This window comes from Streptomyces sp. NPDC002467, from assembly GCF_042889825.1.
In the GTDB taxonomy this organism is placed as follows: Bacteria; Actinomycetota; Actinomycetes; order Streptomycetales; family Streptomycetaceae; genus Streptomyces.
On record NZ_JBIARJ010000021.1, the window covers coordinates 118,886 to 137,360 of the forward strand.

The 18,475-nt window shown below is 70.7% G+C and carries 14 protein-coding genes; 3 read left to right on the forward strand and 11 right to left on the reverse strand.

Features of this window, described 5'->3' with window-relative positions; genetic code table 11:
• Positions 1-4: 4 nt before the first annotated feature.
• From zwf to pgl, 3 genes are all read left to right on the forward strand, one after another.
• Entirely contained in the window at positions 5-1,531 is a 1,527-nt protein-coding gene (gene zwf, locus ACFYYJ_RS34020) for a glucose-6-phosphate dehydrogenase (protein ID WP_376659660.1), read from the forward strand.
• Positions 1,528-2,556, forward strand: a complete 1,029-nt coding sequence (gene opcA, locus ACFYYJ_RS34025) for a glucose-6-phosphate dehydrogenase assembly protein OpcA (protein WP_389138011.1) — start codon at positions 1,528-1,530, stop codon at positions 2,554-2,556. The genes zwf and opcA overlap by 4 nt, the downstream gene beginning before the upstream one ends.
• Positions 2,557-2,794: 238 nt before the next feature.
• A complete protein-coding gene (gene pgl, locus ACFYYJ_RS34030; RefSeq protein ID WP_389138032.1) occupies positions 2,795-3,577 on the forward strand; it encodes a 6-phosphogluconolactonase in 783 nt (260 codons plus the stop codon).
• Positions 3,578-3,686: 109 nt separating this feature from the next.
• On the opposite strand, the gene pgi is transcribed toward pgl, so the two are convergent.
• From pgi to uvrC, 11 genes are all read right to left on the reverse strand, one after another.
• Entirely contained in the window at positions 3,687-5,339 is a 1,653-nt protein-coding gene (pgi, locus tag ACFYYJ_RS34035) for a glucose-6-phosphate isomerase (RefSeq protein ID WP_385133362.1), read from the reverse strand.
• A gap of 152 nt (positions 5,340-5,491) precedes the next feature.
• Positions 5,492-5,827: an RNA polymerase-binding protein RbpA gene (locus tag ACFYYJ_RS34040; protein ID WP_386521618.1), complete on the reverse strand. Its 336-nt coding sequence runs from the start codon at positions 5,825-5,827 to the stop codon at positions 5,492-5,494.
• A 181-nt stretch (positions 5,828-6,008) separates the two neighbouring features.
• Positions 6,009-6,239, reverse strand: coding sequence for a preprotein translocase subunit SecG (gene secG / locus ACFYYJ_RS34045; protein ID WP_037792874.1), 231 nt, complete (start codon positions 6,237-6,239; stop codon positions 6,009-6,011).
• A 142-nt stretch (positions 6,240-6,381) separates the two neighbouring features.
• Positions 6,382-7,158, reverse strand: a complete 777-nt coding sequence (gene tpiA, locus ACFYYJ_RS34050; RefSeq protein ID WP_389138013.1) for a triose-phosphate isomerase — start codon at positions 7,156-7,158, stop codon at positions 6,382-6,384.
• Positions 7,159-7,164: 6 nt separating this feature from the next.
• A complete protein-coding gene (locus ACFYYJ_RS34055; RefSeq protein WP_385133355.1) occupies positions 7,165-8,376 on the reverse strand; it encodes a phosphoglycerate kinase in 1,212 nt (403 codons plus the stop codon).
• 140 nt (positions 8,377-8,516) lie between these two features.
• On the reverse strand, positions 8,517-9,521 hold the full coding sequence (gene gap, locus ACFYYJ_RS34060) for a type I glyceraldehyde-3-phosphate dehydrogenase (protein WP_376660190.1): 1,005 nt from the start codon (positions 9,519-9,521) through the stop codon (positions 8,517-8,519).
• 210 nt (positions 9,522-9,731) lie between these two features.
• Positions 9,732-12,692 carry a M14 family zinc carboxypeptidase gene (locus tag ACFYYJ_RS34065; RefSeq protein WP_389138016.1) on the reverse strand — a complete coding sequence of 987 codons (2,961 nt, stop codon included), beginning with the start codon at positions 12,690-12,692 and terminating at the stop codon, positions 9,732-9,734.
• Positions 12,693-13,070: 378 nt separating this feature from the next.
• Complete coding sequence (gene whiA / locus ACFYYJ_RS34070) at positions 13,071-14,066, reverse strand: DNA-binding protein WhiA (RefSeq protein WP_037792880.1); 996 nt, start codon at positions 14,064-14,066, stop codon at positions 13,071-13,073.
• Positions 14,057-15,112: a uridine diphosphate-N-acetylglucosamine-binding protein YvcK gene (gene yvcK / locus ACFYYJ_RS34075; protein ID WP_384758641.1), complete on the reverse strand. Its 1,056-nt coding sequence runs from the start codon at positions 15,110-15,112 to the stop codon at positions 14,057-14,059. The genes whiA and yvcK overlap by 10 nt, the downstream gene beginning before the upstream one ends.
• Entirely contained in the window at positions 15,109-16,038 is a 930-nt protein-coding gene (gene rapZ / locus ACFYYJ_RS34080; RefSeq protein WP_384596259.1) for an RNase adapter RapZ, read from the reverse strand. Before rapZ ends, yvcK begins: the two co-directional genes overlap by 4 nt.
• Before the next feature lie 62 nt (positions 16,039-16,100).
• Positions 16,101-18,110 (reverse strand): excinuclease ABC subunit UvrC, encoded by a 2,010-nt coding sequence (gene uvrC, locus ACFYYJ_RS34085; RefSeq protein ID WP_384596256.1) that lies wholly within the window; start codon positions 18,108-18,110, stop codon positions 16,101-16,103.
• Positions 18,111-18,475 lie beyond the last annotated feature (365 nt).

Consider the following 18,475-nt stretch of genomic DNA (forward strand, 5'->3'; position numbering starts at 1 on the left):
CACCTTGTCTGTAAACGGAGCGAACCCGCTTCGTGACGCACAGGACCGGCGGCTCCCGCGCATCGCGGGGCCGTCCGGCCTGGTCATTTTCGGCGTTACGGGTGACCTGTCGCGCAAGAAGCTGATGCCTGCCGTCTACGACCTCGCCAACCGCGGCCTGCTGCCGCCGGGCTTCTCGCTGATCGGCTTCGCCCGCCGCGAATGGGAGCACGAGGACTTCGCACAGGAGGTGTACGAGGCCGTCAAGCAGCACTCGCGCACCCCCTTCCGGGAGGAGGTCTGGCAGCAGCTGGTGCAGGGCTGCCGGTTCGTGCAGGGCGACTTCGACGACGACGCGGCCTTCGAGACGCTGAAGGCGACGATCGACGACCTCGACAAGGCGCAGGGCACGGGAGGCAACTTCGCCTTCTACCTGTCCGTGCCGCCGAAGTTCTTCCCCAAGGTGGTGCAGCAGCTCAAGAACCACGGGCTGGCGCAGAAGGAGGGTTCCTGGCGGCGTGCCGTCATCGAGAAGCCCTTCGGCCACGACCTGAAGAGCGCCGAGGAACTCAACAAGGTCGTCCACGAGGTCTTCCCGCGTGACGAGGTCTTCCGGATCGACCACTACCTCGGCAAGGAGACCGTCCAGAACATCCTGGCGCTCCGCTTCGCCAACACCATGTTCGAGCCGATCTGGAACCGGTCGTACGTCGACCACGTCCAGATCACGATGGCCGAGGACATCGGCATCGGCGGCCGGGCCGGGTACTACGACGGCATCGGCGCGGCCCGTGACGTCATCCAGAACCACCTGCTCCAGCTGCTCGCGCTGACCGCGATGGAGGAGCCCGGCTCCTTCCACCCCAAGGCGCTGGTGGCGGAGAAGCTCAAGGTGCTGACGGCGGTGCAGCTGCCGGAGGACCTGGGCAAGCACACCGTGCGCGGCCAGTACGCGGCCGCGTGGCAGGGCGGCGAGAAGGTCGTCGGGTACCTCGAAGAGGACGGCATCGACCCCAAGTCGAAGACCGACACCTACGCGGCCATCCGCCTGGAGATCAACAACCGCCGCTGGGCGGGCGTCCCCTTCTACCTGCGGACGGGCAAGCGCCTGGGCCGTCGGGTGACGGAGATCGCGGTGGTCTTCAAGCGGGCCCCGTACCTCCCGTTCGAGTCGGGCGCGACCGAGGAGCTGGGGCAGAACGCCCTGGTCATCCGGGTCCAGCCGGACGAGGGCGTCACGGTCCGCTTCGGCTCCAAGGTCCCGGGCACCTCCATGGAGGTCCGCGACGTGACGATGGACTTCGCCTACGGCGAGTCCTTCACGGAGTCGAGCCCCGAGGCCTACGAGCGGCTCATCCTCGATGTGCTGCTGGGCGACGCGAACCTCTTCCCGCGCCACCAGGAGGTCGAACTGTCCTGGAACATCCTCGACCCGATCGAGGAGTACTGGGACAAGCACGGCAAGCCCGCGCAGTACCCGGCGGGCACCTGGGGGCCGGTCGAGGCGGACGAGATGCTCGCACGAGACGGACGGAGCTGGCGCCGGCCATGAAGATCGACCTCACGGAGACCAACTCCAGCAAGATCAACGCCGCGATGGTGCAGGCACGCCGGGACATCGGCACGCCGGCCATCGGCATGGTCCTCACGCTGGTGATCGTGACCGACGAAGAGAACGCGTACGACGCTCTCAAGTCGGCGAACGACGCGTCCCACGAACACCCCTCGCGGATCGTCGTCGTCATCAAGCGGGTCAGCCGCTCGCCGCGCAGCCGCCAGGGTGCCCGTCTCGACGCGGAGATCCGCGTCGGGGCGGACTCCGGCTCCGGCGAGACGGTCGTGCTCCGCCTTCACGGCGAACTGGTCGACCACGCCCAGTCGGTGGTTCTCCCGTTGCTCCTCCCGGACGCCCCCGTGGTCGTCTGGTGGCCGGAGGGCGCCCCGGCGGACCTGGCGGGCGATCCGCTGGGTGCGCTCGGACAGCGCCGGATCACGGACACGTACTCCTCCGAGAACCCGATCGGGGCACTCGGCGCCCGCGCCGAGGCGTACGCCCCCGGGGACACGGACCTGTCCTGGACGCGGATCACCCCGTGGCGTTCGATGCTGGCGGCCGCGCTGGACCAGCAGGCCCTGCAGGTCTCCTCCGCGACCGTCGAGGGCGAGGGCGAGAACCCGAGCTGCGAACTGCTGGCCATGTGGCTGGCGGACCGGCTCCAGGTCCCGGTCAAGCGGACGCCGTCCGCGGGCCCGGGTCTGACGGCCGTACGCCTGGAGACCAAGGACGGCGCGATCGTCCTGGACCGGGCGGACGGGGCGCTGGCCACGCTGTGCATGCCGGGGCAGCCTGACCGTGCGGTGGCGCTGAAGCGCCGCGACACGGCCGAGCTCCTGGCGGAGGAACTCCGCCGCCTGGACCCGGACAACACGTACGAGGCCTCGCTGAAGTTCGGCGTGGACCGCCTGAACCCGGCACCGGCCGAGGCCAAGGCCGAAGGCCCGGCCAAGGCCGAGGACCCCGCTGCGGCGGCCCCCAAGCCGGCGGCCAAGCCGGCCAAGAAGGCCGCGGCCAAGTAGCGGGCCCTGCGGGGCTTTCCCCCACCCCGCCCCTTCCCGAAACCGGGGGCTCCGCCCCCGGACCTCCGCGCCTCAAACGCCGGCGAGGCTGAATCTTCAGCCCGTCCGGCGTTTGAGGACCGGGGTCCGGGGCGGAGCCCCGGGAAACGGTGAAAGGCGGGTAGGGGATCGCTCCGCGCAGCGGCACCGGCACCCGCACTCCCACCCTGAACCACACAGAAGGCGGCAGCACATGGGTATGACGACTCCCCAGGTCGTCGTCCACCGGGACAAGGAGCTGATGGCCCAGGCCGCAGCCGCCCGGCTCATCACCAAGATCGTCGACGCTCAGGCCGCCCGCGGCACTGCGTCCGTCGTCCTCACCGGCGGCCGCAACGGCAACGGACTCCTCGCCGCCCTGGCGACGGCCCCCGCGCGGGACGCCGTGGACTGGTCCCGCCTCGACCTGTGGTGGGGCGACGAGCGGTACGTCCCCGCCGACGACCCCGAGCGCAACCACACCCAGGCCCGCGAGGCCCTCCTGGACTCCGTCGCCGTCGACCCGGCCCGCGTGCACGTCATGCCGGCCTCCGACGGCCCGTACGGGCCCGACGTGGACGCGGCGGCAGCGGCGTACGCCGCCGAGCTCGCCAAGGCGGCCGGTCCCGAGGACCACGGCCCGGTCCCCCGCTTCGACGTGCTGATGCTCGGCGTCGGCCCGGACACGCACGTGGCCTCCCTCTTCCCGGAGCACCCGGCGGCCCGCGAGACCGAGCGCACCGTGGTCGGCGTCCACGGCGCCCCGAAGCCCCCGCCCACCCGTATCTCCCTGACCCTTCCGGCGATCCGGGCGGCCCGCGAGGTCTGGCTGCTGGCGGCCGGCGAGGACAAGGCGGGCGCGGTGTCCATCGCGCTCGGCGGCGCGGGCGATGTCCAGGCCCCGGCTGCGGCCGCCTGCGGCCTCTTCCGCACCCTGTGGCTCCTCGACCGCGCGGCCGCGGCCAAGCTCCCGAGCGGGATGTACCCCCCGGCCTCGTCCTGACGCCGACGCCGGTCGACGGCGAAGGGCCCGCTCCCCTTGGGGGAGCGGGCCCTTCGGCGTCAGAGCCGGGCAGCGGCGTCACGCGTCACCGATCGGCCGACCGATCGGGTCAGCTCCTGCCGCGGAGCCCTCGGTACGCGGCGACCAGGGCCGTCGTCGAGGCGTCCAGCCCCGGTACGTCCGCGCCCTGGCTCAGCGCGGGTTCGACCCGCTTGGCGAGGACCTTGCCGAGCTCCACGCCCCACTGGTCGAAGGAGTCGATGTTCCACACCGCGCCCTGCACGAACACCTTGTGCTCGTACAGCGCGATCAGCTGGCCGAGGACCGCCGGGGTGAGCTCGCCCGCCAGGATGGTGGTCGTCGGGTGGTTGCCCTTGAAGGTCTTGTGCGGGACCAGCGCGTCCGGGACGCCCTCCGCCCGTACCTCCTCGGGCGTCTTGCCGAAGGCCAACGCCTGCGTCTGCGCGAAGAAGTTCGCCATCAGAAGGTCGTGCTGGGCCGCCGGTCCGGCCTCCAGGTCGGCCACGGGCCTGGCGAAGCCGATGAAGTCCGCGGGGATCAGCCGGGTGCCCTGGTGGATCAACTGGTAGTAGGCGTGCTGGCCGTTGGTGCCGGGCGTGCCCCAGACCACCGGTCCGGTCTGCCAGTCCACCGGATTGCCGTCGCGGTCCACGGACTTGCCGTTGGACTCCATGTCCAGCTGCTGCAGGTACGCGGTGAACCGGGAGAGGTAGTGGCTGTACGGGAGCACCGCGTGCGACTGCGCCTCGAAGAAGGCCCCGTACCAGATCCCCAACAGGCCCAGCAGCAGCGGGGCGTTCTCCTCGGGCGGCGCCGTGCGGAAGTGCTCGTCCATGGCGTGGAAGCCGCCGAGCAGTTCCCGGAAGGCGTCCGGGCCGATCGCGATCATCAGCGAGAGTCCGATGGCCGAGTCGAAGGAGTAGCGTCCGCCGACCCAGTCCCAGAACTCGAACATGTTGGTCGGGTCGATGCCGAACGCCTCGACCTTCTCGGCGTTGGTCGACAGCGCCACGAAGTGCCGTGCCACGGCCGCCTGGTCGCCGCCCAGTCCGGCCAGCAGCCACGCGCGGGCCGAGGTGGCGTTGGTGATGGTCTCGACGGTGGTGAAGGTCTTGGAGGCGATGATGAACAGCGTCTCGGCCGGGTCCAGGTCGCGCACGGCCTCGTGCAGGTCGGCGCCGTCCACGTTGGACACGAAACGCACCGTCAGGCCGCGGTCGGTGAAGGCCCGCAGGGCCTCGTACGCCATCGCGGGGCCGAGGTCGGAGCCTCCGATGCCGACGTTGACGACGTTGCGGATGCGCCGGCCGGTGAAGCCGGTCCAGCGACCCGAGCGGACCTCCTCGGAGAAGGCCGCCATCTTGTCCAGGACGGCGTGCACGCCGGGGACGACGTTCTCGCCGTCCACCTCGACGACGGCGTCGCGCGGGGCGCGCAGGGCGGTGTGCAGGACCGCCCGGTCCTCCGTCGTGTTGATCTTCTCGCCGCGGAACATGGCCTCGCGCAGCTCGGCCACGCCCGTCACCGCCGCGAGTTCGCGCAGCAGCCCGAGCGTCTCGTCGGTCACGAGGTGCTTCGAGTAGTCGATGTACAGGTCTCCGACCTGCAGCGTGTAGGCGGTGCCGCGGCCCGGGTCCTTCTCGAACAGCTCCCGCAGATGCGTCTGTCCGAACTCCAGCCGGTGTTTGCCGAGTGCCATCCACTCGTGCGTCCGGTTCAGCTTCGTACGCTCCGCATTCATCTCGGACATCAACCCGTTTCTTCCGTCCTGTCGTGCCCCGCCCAACTACAACCTAAGGGATCCGAAGCGGCTCAACCGACACAAAGAGGCCCGGTCGTGCAGGAGGAAGATTCCTGCGCGACCGGGCCTCGAGTCATGCCGTCCGCTTGCTCTCAGATCTCGCCGCGGAGCTTGGCGAGCGCCTCCGCGAGGATCGCCTCGCCGTCGGCGTCCGTACGGCGCTCCCGTACGTAGGCGAGGTGCGTCTTGTACGGTTCGGTGCGCGGCGGCGCCGGCGGGTCGTCGCGGTCCTGACCCGCCGGGAACCCGCAGCGCGGGCAGTCCCAGGTGTCCGGCACCTGCGCGTCACTGGCGAAGCTCGGCTGCGTCTCGTGCCCGTTCGAGCACCAGAAGGAGATGCGCAGGCGGGGCGCGGACTCGCCGCGCTCGGCCTCGCCCATCGGCCCCGCGCCGACCCGGCTACCACGGATCGCGTTGCCACTTGCCACGGTCGTAACTCCCTGCGTGATGGTGCCGCGGAGTGAGGGGATTTCCGCCGCGGGCGCCCAAGTCTACGTAAGGCCCAACGCACGTCCAGTGAGCGGAGTTACTGATTCCACGTCCCTGGACGCCGGAGGTTCAATGATAGGCCGGGCGGCGCCCACCGTACTGCCGGTTGGCCGGAACGGGTCAGCTGCTCGACTTCATCAGCAGGCCGAGGGCGACGATGCACGCGAACCACAGCAGACCGATGACCACGGTGATGCGGTCCAGGTTGCGCTCGGCGACGGAGGATCCGCCGACCGACGACTGCATGCCGCCGCCGAACATGTCGGAAAGGCCGCCGCCCTTGCCCTTGTGCATCAGCACGAGCAGCATCAGCAGGGCGCTGAAGACGATCAGGGCGATCGAGAACCCCATAATCACGGCTGATTCCTACTTTCTGGCTTACCGGCCTACTTGCTGTGCGGGTTTCCGGCTTTGCGGGAAGTGCGCGGGGCCGGCGGCTGATGGTTCAGCCCCCGGCCCCGCAAGGGTACGACGGATCGGCCCTACCGCATACTCACTGGTCGCGGAAGCGGACGATCTTGACGAACTCGTCCGAGTCCAGCGCCGCGCCGCCCACCAGGGCGCCGTCGACGTCGGGCTGGGCCATGATCGCCGCGATGTTGCCGGCCTTCACGGAGCCGCCGTACTGGATGCGGACCTTGTCGGCCAGCTCCTGCGAGTACAGCTCCGCGAGACGGCCGCGGATCGCCCCGCAGACCTCCTGGGCGTCCTCGGGGGTGGCGACCTCGCCGGTGCCGATGGCCCACACGGGCTCGTAGGCGATCACGATGGACTCGGCCTGCTCGGCCGGGAGGTCCTTGAGGCCGCCGTCGATCTGGTTCAGCGTGTACTGGACCTGCTGGCCGGCCTTGCGGATGTCGAGGCCCTCGCCGACGCACAGGATCGGGGTGATCCCGTGCTTGAAGGCGGCCTTGACCTTGGCGTTGCAGACCTCGTCGTCCTCGCCGTGGTACTGGCGGCGCTCGCTGTGGCCGACGGCCACGTACGCGCACTTCAGCTTGGCGAGCATCGGGCCGGAGATCTCGCCGGTGTAGGCACCGGAGTCGTGCGCCGAGATGTCCTGGGCGCCGTACTTGATCTTCAGCTTGTCGCCGTCGACGAGGGTCTGGACCGAGCGCAGGTCGACGAAGGGCGGCAGGACCGCGACCTCGACGGCGTCGTAGTCCTTGTCGGCGAGGGCGAAGGCGAGCTTCTGGACGTGGGCGATGGCCTCGAGGTGGTTGAGGTTCATCTTCCAGTTGCCCGCCATCAGCGGGGTACGCGTGGTCATGGGGGTTCAGCCCTCCAGGGCGGCGAGGCCGGGGAGCGTCTTGCCCTCGAGGTATTCGAGGGAGGCGCCGCCACCGGTGGAAATGTGACCGAAGGCGTTCTCGTCGAAGCCCAGGGTGCGGACGGCGGCGGCACTGTCGCCACCGCCCACGACGGTGAAGCCGTCGCTGTCGAGGAGGGCCTGCGCGATGGCGCTGGTCCCGCCCGCGTAGTCGGGGTGCTCGAAGACGCCCACCGGGCCGTTCCAGAAGACGGTCTCGGCGTCGGCGATCTTCGACGCGTACAGTTCACGCGTCTTGGGGCCGATGTCGAGGCCCTCCTTGTCGGCGGGGATCTTGTCCGCGTCGACGGTCTCGAACTCGGCCGGGGCCTTGGTCTTCAGGTCCGGGAAGTCGGAGGAGACCAGGACGTCGACGGGGAGGACCAGCTCGACGCCGGTCCTCTCGGCGCGCTCCATGTACTCCGTGACCTTGTCCAGCTGGTCCTTCTGGAGCAGGGAGATGCCGACCTCGTAGCCCTTGGCCTTGAGGAAGGTGTAGGCCATGCCGCCGCCGATGAGGATGCGGTCGGCCTTGCCGAGCAGCTCGTCGATGACGGCGAGCTTGTCGGAGACCTTGGCGCCGCCGAGGACGACCACGTAGGGACGCTTGACGTCGGCGGTGAGCTTCTTCAGGACGCCGACCTCGGTGGCGATGAGGTACCCGGCCGCGTGCGGGAGGCGCGCGGGCAGGTCGAAGACCGAGGCGTGCTTGCGGTGGACGGCGCCGAAGCCGTCGCCGACGTAGACGTCGGCGAGCTCGGCCAGCTGGTCCGCGAAGGCGCCGCGCTCGGCGTCGTCCTTCGAGGTCTCGCCGGCGTTGAAGCGCAGGTTCTCGATGACGGCGACCTGGCCGTCGGCGAGGGCCGCGACGGTCTCCTTGGCGGAGGAACCGACGGTGTCGCCGGCGAACGCGACCTCGGTGCCGAGCAGTTCGCCGAGGCGCTTGGCGGCGGGGGCGAGCGTGAAGGCCGGGTCCGGGGCGCCCTTGGGGCGGCCCAGGTGCGAGGCGACGACCACGCGGGCGCCGGCTTCGGCGAGCTTCGCGATGGTCGGCTGGACGGCGCGGATGCGGCCGTCGTCCGTGATCTCACCGTTCGCCAGCGGCACGTTCAGGTCGGCGCGGACGAAGACCCGCTTTCCGGCAACGCCGTCGGCGAGAAGTTCGTCGATCGTCTTCATGTGTTTCTACTCCTTGTTCCCTGCGGGGCGTAGGGCCCACCGGACGAAGAGGGTACGGGGGCAAGCAACAGGGCCCGTGAGGCGCACCATCGCGCTGTCACGGACCCTGTGCTCACATCGTGCTGCCTTGCCCTGCGTTCTTAGAGCTGACCGCCGACGAAGACGGTCAGGTCGACGAGACGGTTGGAGTAGCCCCACTCGTTGTCGTACCAGCCGACGACCTTGACGCTCTTGCCCTGGACCATGGTCAGGGAGGAGTCGAAGGTGCAGGAGGCGGGCCAGTTCACGATGTCGGAGGAGACGATCGCGTCCTCCGTGTAGTCCAGGATGCCCTTCAGCTGGCCCTCGGCGGCCTTCTGGAAGGCGTTGTTGACCTCGTCCTTGGTCACCTCGCGCTCCAGCTCGATGACCAGGTCGGTCACGGAACCGGTGGGGACCGGGACGCGCATCGCGATGCCGTCGAGCTTGCCCGCCAGCTCCGGGATGACCAGGGCGGTGGCCTTGGCGGCACCGGTGGTGGTCGGGATGATGTTCTCGGCGGCCGCGCGCGCCCGGCGCAGGTCCGAGTGCGGGAAGTCGAGGATGCGCTGGTCGTTCGTGTAGGCGTGGACCGTCGTCATCATGCCCTTGACGATGCCGAAGTTCTCCAGGAGGACCTTGGCCATCGGCGCCACGCAGTTGGTGGTGCAGGAGGCGTTGGAGATGACGTGGTGGTTGGCCGCGTCGTACTTGTCCTGGTTGACGCCCATCACAATGGTGATGTCCTCGTCCTTGGCAGGAGCCGAGATGAGGACCTTCTTCGCACCCGCCGCAAGGTGCTTCGCCGCGTCCGCCTTCTTCGTGAAGATGCCCGTGGACTCGATGACGATGTCGGCACCCAGCTCGCCCCAGGGGAGGTTCGCGGGGTCGCGCTCGGCGAAGGTCTTGAAGGTGTTGCCCCCGACGGTGATGGTGTCGTCGGTGTGGGAGACCTCGGCCTTGAGACGGCCCAGGATGGTGTCGTACTTGAGAAGGTGCACCAGAGTGGCGTTGTCGGTCAGGTCATTGACACCGACGATCTCGATGTCCGCTCCCTGCTCCAGAAGCGCCCGGAAGTAGTTGCGGCCAATTCGGCCAAAACCATTGATGCCTACGCGGATCGTCACGAACCGATCTCCTCGTGGTACGCCGGCCTGTCCCGCCGGCGAGCTGTATGGGATGTCCCCGACCGCTTACGACCCTACCTCTCCGTGAGCTTCCGAGTGACATCGATCGAGGGCTGACACGCCTCGGGGACCCGTACCGGAGCTGCGGGAACGGGACCCCGAGGACTTTGGCCCCTGTCACTCAGGGTGATCGCGGTGCGGGGGTGCTGGTCAGTGGTTCAGCGAGCGGAGTGCCTTACCGATGAGTAGGGAGCGGTCGGCTGCGGCCGGCAGGTGCTCCAGACCGAAACCGAGCAGGACGGTGTCACGCGTAGTGACCGCCGCGTAGGACTTGAACAGCTCTCCGGACCGGGACCAATCGCCCGGAACATCAGGGCTTCCGGCGGGCGCGCCCTGCGGGCTCCAGGCTCCGAAGGAGGTCTCGAAACCTTCAGTGGTCTGGTCCACTCCGCCCAGGGACAGCCGTGCCTCGTCCGCGAAGACGCCCCGGCCGCCCGACCCCGGGTCGGTGATGTAGGAGAGCGACACCTCGACGGTCTTTCCGGCGTAGGGGCTCAGGTCGAAGGCGACCTGCTTCCAGCCGCCGGAGGAACCGGTGAAGGTGTTCCACGCCCCGCTCGTTCCCTGCGGGGTGCAGCCGCCGCCCTCCAGGGTGAGGTAGTGGCGCAGGAAGGGGTGGCCGTTGATGAAGAACCCGGCCCCGCACTCCTCCGGAACGGCCGTCCCGCTCAGGCCGCCGAGGTCCGGGAGCGTGGTCCAGTCCTCGCCTCCCGCCGTACGGGCCTCCAGTGCGGCGTGGTCGTAGCCCTCCTCGACGTTCCAGTTCAGGGCGAGCTTCAACCGGGGCTGGTCGGCCGCGGTGACACGGGTCAGGTCGATGGTGCGCGCGAGGCGCTTCCAGTCGTTGTCGGCGTGCAGGGCCGAGGCCATCTGCGCGCCCGCGTAGGGGGCGTACGGATTGACCACCCCGGCGAACTGGCCCGCCTGCGCGCTCTTGAACTGCGGGAACTGCGCGGGCGCCAGGGTCTCGGAGGTGACCGAGTAGGAGCCGGGGGCGTTCAGCGGATTGTCGGCGGCGTCACCGAGGGCGCCCTGCGCGCCGCCGAGGGCGCCGGCGCCGGTGAAGCCCGTCGCGCCGCTGACGCTCGTACGCCCGTAGGCGCCGAGCCAGTACTGGCTGAAGTCGTTGGTCACGGTGTCGCCGATCCGGACGTTCCCGCCCGCCAGCTCACCGGCCTCGATCAGCTTGCCGCCCTCGTTCAGGAAGTCGCGCACGGCCAGTTGGGTTGCGCCGCCCGGGGTCTTGGCCCCGGTGTAGTGGACGGCCGTACGGAAGTGGGAGAGCACTCCGAGGGGGTGCGGGACGCCCTGGACGGCGACGTCCCAGACCGCCGCGGACCTGCCGTTGGCGCGCAGCGCGTCGACGTACTCCTGGGCGTGCTGGGCCTTCGCGCCCTCCTCGGCGATCACGAGCACGTCGGCGCGCGGCCGCTCGGCCACCGTGTACGTGAAGTGCTCGCTGGAGACCTGCTTGCCGGAGGCGCGGTCGCGGCCGGTGAACCAGACCTCGACCTTGTCGCCGGGCTTCGTGCCCTCCACCTCGGCCCGGTACTCGTCGTACCAGTTGTTGTCGTCGCCGCCGTAGACCTCGCCGCCCTTCCAGGGCTCCAGGTCCTCGTCGTGCGTACGGCCGCCGTTGACGCGGTAGTTGAGCTCCTTGTCCTTCAGCGCCTTGCGGGCCGTGACGGAGACCTTCTGGTCCTGGCCGCGGGCCGCGTAGGAGGTGGTGAAGGGGTCGAGGGTGAAGTCCGCCGCGCTCAGACCCACGGCGGACGCCGGGCGGTCGGGGTGCGCGGCGCTCTCTCCGACCGTCAGCGCGAAGGCGAGGTTCTTGGCGAACTCGGCCTGGATGAGCCTCTCGTCGTCCGGGAAGTTGAAGCCGGAGGCGCAGTCCTCGGGCTTCCACCGGTCGTTCGGGTCGCTCTCGGAGGCCGTCCGGCAGGTGGTCATCTCCGGCGTGAACATCATGATGCCGTTGGCGTTGGCCGCCTGGCCGTCGGCCTCGCCGTTGGTGGTGTAGAGCTCCGCGGAGAGCTCCGGATGGTAGCCGGGGATCGCGGGGTTCTCCGGGGTGCCGGCGAGCGTCTTGTACGCGATGTCGTCGGGGGTGGGGGTGCCCACCTGCCAGCCCACCCCGTAGAGCAGCAGCTCGGCCGCGGAGTGGTAGTTGACGGCGTACTCGAAGCCGATGCGCTTCTCGAAGGCGTCGAGGGCGACGGTCTCGGGCTCGGAGGAGGCGCTCGGGCCGCGGTAGGTCTCGCTGGCCTGGTCCGGCGAGGAACCCTCGTTGTCGTAGCCCCACTTGTAGGCGAAGTTTCGGTTGAGGTCGACCCCGTCGCCGGAGGTGATCTTCCCGTCCCCGTTGTTGTCGCGCATGTTCTTGCGCCACAGCCGCTCGCCGTCGGGCGCGTGCGTGAAGTCGTACCCGTCCGGGTTGGCGGAGAGCAGGAACCACAGCTCGGTGGAGTCCACCAGCTTGGTGATCCGCGGGTCCTTGCCGTAGTTGTCGATGGTGTGGTGCATCAGCCGCCGGGTCATCTCGGGGGTGATCCACTCACGGGCGTGCTGGTTGGACATGTAGAGCACGGAGGGCTTGGCGCCGTCCTTGGTCTTCCCGGCGTTCTTGGTGACCTTGAGGGCGAGGATGTCCTTGCCCTGGAGGGTCTTGCCGATGGAGACGACCTTGGTGAGGCCCGGGTTCTCCTGGGCCGTGCGCAGGATCTCCTCTTGGAGACCGCCCTTGCCGCCGTAGGGGCGGAACACCCCGTCCCCGGCTGCCTTGGCCCGGGCCAGGCCCGCGGCGCTCACCTTGCGCTCGGCCAGCTTGACGCCCTGGGCGCCGAGCTGCCGGGCCTGGGCGCCGGTGAGGAAGAGCTCGACGCGGGCGGTCCCGGTCTCCGGGGCCCGCTCGGAGAGCTCGTGGGCGTCCTGGCCGGCGGCGAGGACGAGCGGGACCTGTTCCCGGGTGATGTCGGCGTCGTAGACCCGTACCTCGTCGGCCGCGGGCGCGGAGCCGGAGCCGCCCTGGGCCGCCGCCGCGGGCAGCACGGCGAGTGTGGTGCCGAAGACGAGTGCGCTTGCCGCGAGGATCGATCTCGCGCGGTGCCTCATATGCCCCCCTGGGCGTCGTCAGCCACGAAAGCGTTGGGAGCCAGGCTCACGATCAGCCGACGCCCCTGTCAATGGGGCGTACCGGCGCGCTCGGGAATTTCAGCCCCACCGACGATTCGACCCCACCGGCGTCTGACCCTCTTTCAGCCCTGCCGGTGTTCGAGGCACTTGCGGCCCCGCCGGCGTTCGAGGCACTTCCAGCCCCGCCGGCGTTCGAGGCGCGGGGGTCCGGGGCGGAGCCCCCGGGAACGGGGTCCGGGGCGGAGCCCCCGGGGAACGGAGGAAGGGCGGGTAGGGGACCGGCACCGCGCAGCGGCACACCACCCGCACCCGCCCTCAGGGCCCGGCCCAACGGCCCCGGCCCCGGCCGGCCCAGACTCAGCCGGCCATGTTGTCGGCCAGCTCCTCGCTGAGGTCGAGGTTCGACTCGGTGCCCGGAATCCCCAGATCCTGCGCCCGCTTGTCCGCCATCGCCAGCAGCCGGCGGATCCGCCCCGCCACCGCGTCCTTCGTCAGCGGCGGATCCGCGAGCGCGCCCAGCTCCTCCAGGGAGGCCTGCTTGTGCTCCATCCGCAGCCGCCCGGCGGCGGCGAGGTGCTCGGGGACCTCCTCGCCGAGGATCTCCAGCGCGCGCTGCACACGGGCTCCGGCCGCCACCGCGGCCCGCGCCGAGCGGCGCAGGTTGGCGTCGTCGAAGTTGGCGAGGCGGTTGGCGGTGGCGCGCACCTCGCGCCGCATCCGCCGTTCCTCCCAGGCCAGCACCGATTCGTGCGCGCCGAGCCTGGTCAGCAGGGCGCCGATCGCGTCGCCGTCGCGGACCACGACCCGGTCCACGCCGCGCACCTCGCGCGCCTTGGCGGCGATGGAGAGCCTGCGGGCGGCGCCCACCAGGGCCAGGGCGGCCTCCGGACCGGGGCACGTGACCTCCAGCGAGGAGGACCTGCCCGGCTCGGTGAGCGAGCCGTGGGCCAGGAACGCGCCGCGCCAGGCCGCCTCGGCATCGCAGGTGGCCCCGGAGACCACCTGCGGGGGCAGACCCCGGATCGGCCGCCCGCGGCCGTCCACGAGGCCCGTCTGGCGTGCCAGCTGGTCACCGCCGGCCACCACGCGGACCACGTAGCGGCTGCCGCGGCGCAGTCCGCCGGGTGCCATGACCACGAGGTCCGAGGAGTGCCCGAAGATCTCCAGGATGTCCTTGCGCAGGCGCCTGGCGGCGATCCCGGTGTCCAGCTCCGCCTCGATGACGATGCGGCCGCTCACCAGGTGGAGTCCGCCGGCGAACCGAAGGATCGCCGAGACCTCCGCCTTCCTGCAGCAGGTCCGGGTGACGGGCAGGCGAGAGATCTCGTCCTTCACCGCGGGCGTCATCGCCATGGGCCGATCCTTCCATGCATCCGAAAAATACGGTCGTACGCGGCGGCCAGCAGCTCCGGATCGTGCTTCGGAGAGCCGTCCTGCCTGGCCACCGGCGCCAGCTCGACCGCGGCACCGAACCGTTTTGCGGCATCGGCGAGGGACTCGCGGTCGGGCACGGCGGCCTCGTCGGCCAGCACCACGTCCAGGGCGAGTTTAGGGGCGTGTCGGGCCAAAACCTCCAAATGACGTTGCGGAGAGAAGCCCTCTGTTTCACCGGGCTGCGGCGCGAGGTTCAGCGAGAGGACCCGCCGTGCCTTCGTCTCGATCAGCGCGTCGAGCAGTTCCGGTACGAGCAGGTGCGGGATCACGGAGGAGAACCAGGACCCCGGACCGAGCACCACCCAGTCGGCGTCCAGCACCGCCGCGACGGCCTCCGGCACGGCCGGCGGGTCGCCGGGCACGACCTGTACGGAGAGCACCTCGCCCGGGGTGAGGGCCACCGTGGCCTGCCCGCGGACGGTGTCCACGTCCTCCGGGCGCGCCGGATCGTGCCCCCTGACCAGGGCCTGGAGCTCCAGCGGCACCGCCGACATGGGCAGCACCCGGCCCTGCGCCCCGAGCAGCCTGCCCACGAGGTCGAGGGCCTGGACGGGATCGCCGAGCTGTTCCCACAGGGCGACGATCAGCAGGTTGCCGACGGCGTGCCCGTGCAGGTCGCCCTCGGACTGGAAACGGTGCTGGATGACGCGGGACCAGGTCTGGCCCCAGTCGTCGTCCCCGCACAGCGCGGCGAGCGCCTTGCGCAGGTCGCCGGGCGGCAGCACGCCGAGCTCCTCCCGGAGCCGGCCGCTGGATCCGCCGTCGTCGGCGACGGTGACCACGGCGGTGAGGTCACCGGTGATGCGGCGCAGGGCGGCGAGGGAGGCGGACAGGCCCTGTCCGCCTCCGAGGGCGACCACCTTGGGGGTGGCGCCGCGCCGGCGGCCGGAGCGGCGTGCGCCGCCTTCGTCCCGGGTGGGGGCGAGGCGGCGCAGACGGCTCAGCCGCGGGGTCCGTGCAATCACTCGCGCCCCATGTCCCGGTGTACGACGACGGTCTCGACTCCCTCGGAGGCGAGGCGGGCGGCGAGCTTCTCGGACATGGCGACACTGCGGTGCTTACCGCCCGTGCAGCCGACCGCGATCGTCACGTACCTCTTGCCCTCGCGGCGGTAGCCGGTGGCGATGAGCTGGAGCAGCTCGGTGTAGCGGTCGAGGAACTCCTTGGCGCCGGGCTGGCTGAAGACGTACCCCGACACCTCCTCGTTGAGTCCGGTGAAGGGGCGCAGCTCGGGGACCCAGTGCGGGTTGGGGATGAACCGGCAGTCCACGACGAGGTCGGCGTCGACGGGCAGGCCGTACTTGAAGCCGAAGGACATGACGGTGGCCCGCAACTCGGGCTCCTCGTCCCCGGCGAACTGGGCGTCCATCTTGGCGCGCAGCTCGTGCACGTTCAGGCTGGAGGTGTCGATCACCAGGTCGGCGTCGCCGCGCAGCTCGCGCAGCAGGTCGCGCTCGGCGGCGATGCCGTCGGTGATGCGTCCGTCGCCCTGGAGGGGGTGCGGGCGGCGGACCGACTCGAAGCGGCGGACCAGCGCGTCGTCGGAGGACTCCAGGAAGACGACGCGGCGGGTGACCCCGCGGCTGTCGAGGTCGGCGAGGGACTCGCGCAGGGCGTCGAAGAACTGGCGGCCGCGGACGTCGACGACGACGGCGATGCGCGCCACGTTGCCCTGGGAGCGGGCGCCCAGCTCCACCATGGTGGGGATCAGCGCCGGCGGCAGGTTGTCGACGACGAACCAGCCGAGGTCCTCCAGACACTTCGCCGCCGTACTGCGGCCGGCCCCGGACATGCCGGAGATGATCACCAGCTCGGGGATGGCCGCCTCGGCGGTCTCGCCGGGCTCCGCTGTCGTGCCCGTACTCACCTGTGCTCCGTCTCGGTCGTGCATGGCTTCGTGCGTGGTCTCGGGTTCGCTCTGGGGCGTGGTCTCGTGCGTGGTCTCGTGCTCGGTCATTGCTCGGTCCCCCGTTCGGACGATGTTCCCGCTGGCGCGGGGGTCTCGTCCTCAATGATCTCTCCTGTGGCCGTGTTGACGGCAGGACCGGCGGGGACCGCGCCGGCGAGGGCCGCGGCCACGGTCTCGGCCGTCTTGCGGCCTATGCCCGGGACCTCGCAGATCTGGTCGATTGTCGCCTGTCTCAGCTTCTTCACCGAACCGAAGTGCTTGACCAGGGCCTGCTTGCGACTCTCCCCGAGCCCGGGCACCTCGTCCAGCGGCCCGGATTTCAGGCGCTTCCCGCGCTTGTTGCGCTGGTACTGGATGGCGAAGCGGTGGGCTTCGTCACGGACCCGCTGGAGCAGGTACAGGCCCTCGCTGGTGCGGGGCAGGACCACCGGGTCGTCCTCGCCGGGCAGCCAGACCTCCTCCAGCCGCTTGGCCAGCCCGCACACGGCGACGTCGTCCACCCCGAGCTCCTCCAGGGCCCGCTTGGCCGCGGCGACCTGCGGCTGCCCGCCGTCGACCACGACGAGCTGGGGCGGGTACGCGAACCGCTTGGGCCGCCCGTCGTCCTCGGCGACCTCGCCGCCCTCCTCCTCGGCGTCCCACTCCCCCGTCTTCAGCTTCTCCTGGAGGTAGCGGCGGAAGCGCCGGGAGACAACCTCGTGCATGGAGCGGACGTCGTCCTGCCCCTCGAAGGACTTGATCTGGAAGCGCCGGTACTCGCTCTTGCGGGCCAGGCCGTCCTCGAAGACGACCATCGACGCGACGACGTCGTCGCCCTGGAGGTGCGAGATGTCGAAGCACTCGATGCGCAGGGGCGCGCTGTCCAGGTCCAGGGCCTCGGCGATCTCCTCCAGCGCCCGGGACCGGGTGGTGAGGTCACTGGCACGCTTGGTCTTGTGCAGGGCGAGGGACTGCTGGGCGTTGCGGTGGACGGTCTCCATCAGCGACTTCTTGTCGCCGCGCTGCGGGATCCGCAGGCTGACCTGGGACCCGCGCCGCTCGGCGAGCCACTCCCCCAGCGCGAGGGTGTCCTCGGGGAGCGCCGGGACCAGCACCTCCTTGGGCACGCTCTCGCCGCTCTCCTCCCCGTAGAGCTGCTGGAGGGCGTGCTCGACGAGCCCGGCGGTGTCGACGGCCTCGACCTTGTCGGTGACCCAGCCGCGCTGGCCGCGGACCCTGCCGCCGCGGACGTGGAAGATCTGCACGGCGGCTTCGAGCTCGTCCTCGGCGACGGCGATCAGGTCGGCGTCGGTGGCGTCGGCGAGCACCACGGCGTTCTTCTCCATGGCCCGGCGCAGCGCCCCTATGTCGTCGCGCAGCCGGGCGGCCTTCTCGTACTCCATCTCCTCGGCGGCCTCGTGCATGTCCTTCTCCAGCCGGGAGAGGTACGTCCCCGTCCGGCCCGCCATGAAGTCGCAGAAGTCCTCGGCCAGTTCGCGGTGCTCCTCGGGGGTGACGCGGCCCACGCAGGGCGCGGAGCACTTGCCGATGTAGCCGAGCAGGCAGGGCCGGCCGATCTGGGCGGAGCGCTTGAACACGCCCGCGGAGCAGGTCCGTACCGGGAACACCCGGAGCATCAGGTCGACGGTCTCGCGGATCGCCCAGGCGTGCCCGTAGGGGCCGAAGTAGCGCACGCCCTTCTTCTTGGGGCCGCGCATGACCTGTACGCGCGGGTACTCCTCGTTCATGGTGACGGCGAGGGAGGGGTAGCTCTTGTCGTCCCGGTACTTGACGTTGAACCGGGGGTCGAACTCCTTGATCCAGGAGTACTCCAGCTGCAGCGCCTCGACCTCGGTGGACACCACGGTCCACTCGACGGAGGCGGCGGTGGTCACCATGGTCGCGGTCCGCGGGTGCAGCCCGGCCACGTCCTGGAAGTAGTTGGCCAGGCGCTGGCGCAGGCTCTTGGCCTTCCCGACGTAGATCACCCGGCGGTGCTCGTCGCGGAATTTGTACACCCCCGGGGAGTCGGGGATCTGTCCCGGCTTGGGTCGGTAACTGGAAGGGTCGGCCATGCCAACACCCTACTGTCGCCCACCGACATCCTGCGGTACGCATCCCACGACCGCCGCGCCCGCCATCCCGACCCCGGCCGGAAACCCCGAGGGGCTCCGCACCCCCGAGCCCGCACCGCACGGGAGCTCCGCTCCCGGACCCCCGCGCCTCAAACGCCGGCGGGGCTGGAACATCCAGCCCCGCCGGCGTTTGAGGCGCCGCCGGAGGCACATCCAGCCCGTCCGGCGATTGAGGACCGGGGTCCGGGGGCGGAGCCCCGGTCTCGGGAAGGGGCGGGGTGGGGGAAGGCCCCTCAGGGCCCGACACCGCCCGCGAGCCGGGCCCCCGGCGGGAGCAGGACCCGCCCTGGCGGGGGCCGGGCCCT

Coding starts and splice junctions, on each gene's coding strand:
- opcA (WP_389138011.1), top strand. CDS start 1,528: ATGAAGATCGACCTCACGGAGACCAACTCCAGCAAGATCAACGCCGCG.
- pgl (WP_389138032.1), top strand. CDS start 2,795: ATGACGACTCCCCAGGTCGTCGTCCACCGGGACAAGGAGCTGATGGCC.
- pgi (WP_385133362.1), bottom strand. CDS start 5,339: ATGAATGCGGAGCGTACGAAGCTGAACCGGACGCACGAGTGGATGGCA.
- secG (WP_037792874.1), bottom strand. CDS start 6,239: ATGGGGTTCTCGATCGCCCTGATCGTCTTCAGCGCCCTGCTGATGCTG.
- tpiA (WP_389138013.1), bottom strand. CDS start 7,158: ATGACCACGCGTACCCCGCTGATGGCGGGCAACTGGAAGATGAACCTC.
- ACFYYJ_RS34055 (WP_385133355.1), bottom strand. CDS start 8,376: ATGAAGACGATCGACGAACTTCTCGCCGACGGCGTTGCCGGAAAGCGG.
- ACFYYJ_RS34065 (WP_389138016.1), bottom strand. CDS start 12,692: ATGAGGCACCGCGCGAGATCGATCCTCGCGGCAAGCGCACTCGTCTTC.
- whiA (WP_037792880.1), bottom strand. CDS start 14,066: ATGGCGATGACGCCCGCGGTGAAGGACGAGATCTCTCGCCTGCCCGTC.
- rapZ (WP_384596259.1), bottom strand. CDS start 16,038: ATGCACGACCGAGACGGAGCACAGGTGAGTACGGGCACGACAGCGGAG.
- uvrC (WP_384596256.1), bottom strand. CDS start 18,110: ATGGCCGACCCTTCCAGTTACCGACCCAAGCCGGGACAGATCCCCGAC.